1 protein-coding gene and 1 pseudogene are annotated in these 1,492 nt (G+C 75.8%); both read left to right on the top strand.

From position 1 onward, the window contains the following. The first annotated feature begins 30 nt into the window (after positions 1-30). Entirely contained in the window at positions 31-948 is a 918-nt protein-coding gene (locus tag DQW06_RS22900) for an ABC transporter ATP-binding protein (RefSeq protein ID WP_013152717.1), read from the top strand. Continuing rightward, positions 945-1,492: pseudogene (locus DQW06_RS22895) on the top strand (antibiotic ABC transporter); the annotation flags it as partial. The gene DQW06_RS22900 and the pseudogene DQW06_RS22895, both read left to right, overlap by 4 nt.

The raw sequence follows: 1,492 nt of genomic DNA, 5'->3' as shown, positions 1-1,492 counted from the left end.
CCCCGACCCCGACCCCCCGGGAGAAGAACCATGACGGACGCGATCCAGGTCGCGGGCCTGACCAAACACTTCGGGTCCACCAGGGCCCTGGACGGACTGGACCTGCGCGTACGAAGCGGGGAGGTGCACGGTTTCCTCGGTCCCAACGGCGCGGGCAAGACGACGGCGATCCGCGTCCTGCTCGGCCTGGCCCGGGCCGACTCCGGTACCGCGCGCCTGCTCGGCGGCGACCCCTGGCGGGACGCCGCCGCCCTGCACCGCCGACTGGCCTACGTCCCGGGCGACGTCGCCCTGTGGCCGGGGCTCTCCGGCGGGGAGATCCTGGACCTGCTCGGCCGCGTGCGCGGCGGGGCCGACCCGCGGCGCCGCGCCGCGCTCGTGGACCGCTTCGCGCTGGACCTGCGCACCCGGGGCCGCGCCTACTCCAAGGGCAACCGGCAGAAGGTGGCGCTGGTGGCCGCGCTGGCCGCCGACACCGAACTCCTGGTCCTGGACGAGCCCACGTCGGGCCTGGACCCGCTCATGGAGGAGGCCTTCCGCCACACCGTCGCCGAGGAGAAAGCCCGGGGACGCACCGTTCTGCTCTCCAGCCACATCCTGTCCGAGGTGGAGGCGCTCTGCGACCGGGTCAGCATCATCCGGGCCGGACGCACGGTGGAGAGCGGGACCATGGCCGAGCTGCGCCACCTGTCCCGGCTGTCCGTGACCGCCGAACTCACCGGGTCCCCCGGCGGGCTCGCCGCCCTGCCCGGTGTGCACGACCTGGCGGTGGAGGGCACACGCGTACGCCTGCACGCCGAGCCGTCGGCCCTGGAACCGCTGTGCGCGCGCCTGGCCGGGCTGGGGGTGCGCGACCTGACCGTGCGGCCGCCCACTCTGGAGGAGCTGTTCCTGCGTCACTACACCGCGGCAGACCGCGGCGGTGAACACCCGGAGCGGGTCCGATGAGCGCGCCCATCGCCGCACGGTCCGCCCGCACGGCCTTCCGCCCGCTACCGGCCGGAACGCGGCACCTGGTGCGGCTGTCCCTGCGCCGCGACCGGGTCCTGGTCACCGTGTGGCTGGCCGTCACGGTCGGCATCGCGTTGGGGGGCGCGGTCTCGGCCGACGCCACCTACCCCACCCCCGAAGCGCGCCAGGAGCGGTGGGAGCAGCTCCAGAGCGTGCCCATGTTCGCCCTCTTCCAGAGCCGGGCCTTCGCCGCGAGCGCCGAGGCCCTGGTGGCCCAACAGGCGTTCGCCGCCGCCACCATGTGCGCCGCCCTGGGCGCGGTGCTGCTGGTGGTGCGCGGCACCCGTACCGAGGAGGCCTCGGGCCGGAGCGAACTGCTCGGGGGAGCGCCGCTGGGCCGACACGCGGGCCTGGCGGGCGCGCTGATCGTAGCGCTGGGCTCGGCGGCCGTACTGGCGGCCGTCATCGCGGCGGGCCTGCTCGCCCTGGGGCTGCCCGTGGCGGGTTCGGTGGCGCTGGCCCTGGTCACCGCCGCCGCGGC

The sequence above is a fragment of the Nocardiopsis sp. TNDT3 genome, from assembly GCF_003427465.1.
In the GTDB taxonomy this organism is placed as follows: domain Bacteria; phylum Actinomycetota; class Actinomycetes; order Streptosporangiales; family Streptosporangiaceae; genus Nocardiopsis; species Nocardiopsis dassonvillei.
Note: the sequence above shows the minus strand (reverse complement) of the source record. Positions and strands in the feature narration are given on the sequence as shown.

Coding starts and splice junctions, on each gene's coding strand:
- DQW06_RS22900 (WP_013152717.1), top strand. CDS start 31: ATGACGGACGCGATCCAGGTCGCGGGCCTGACCAAACACTTCGGGTCC.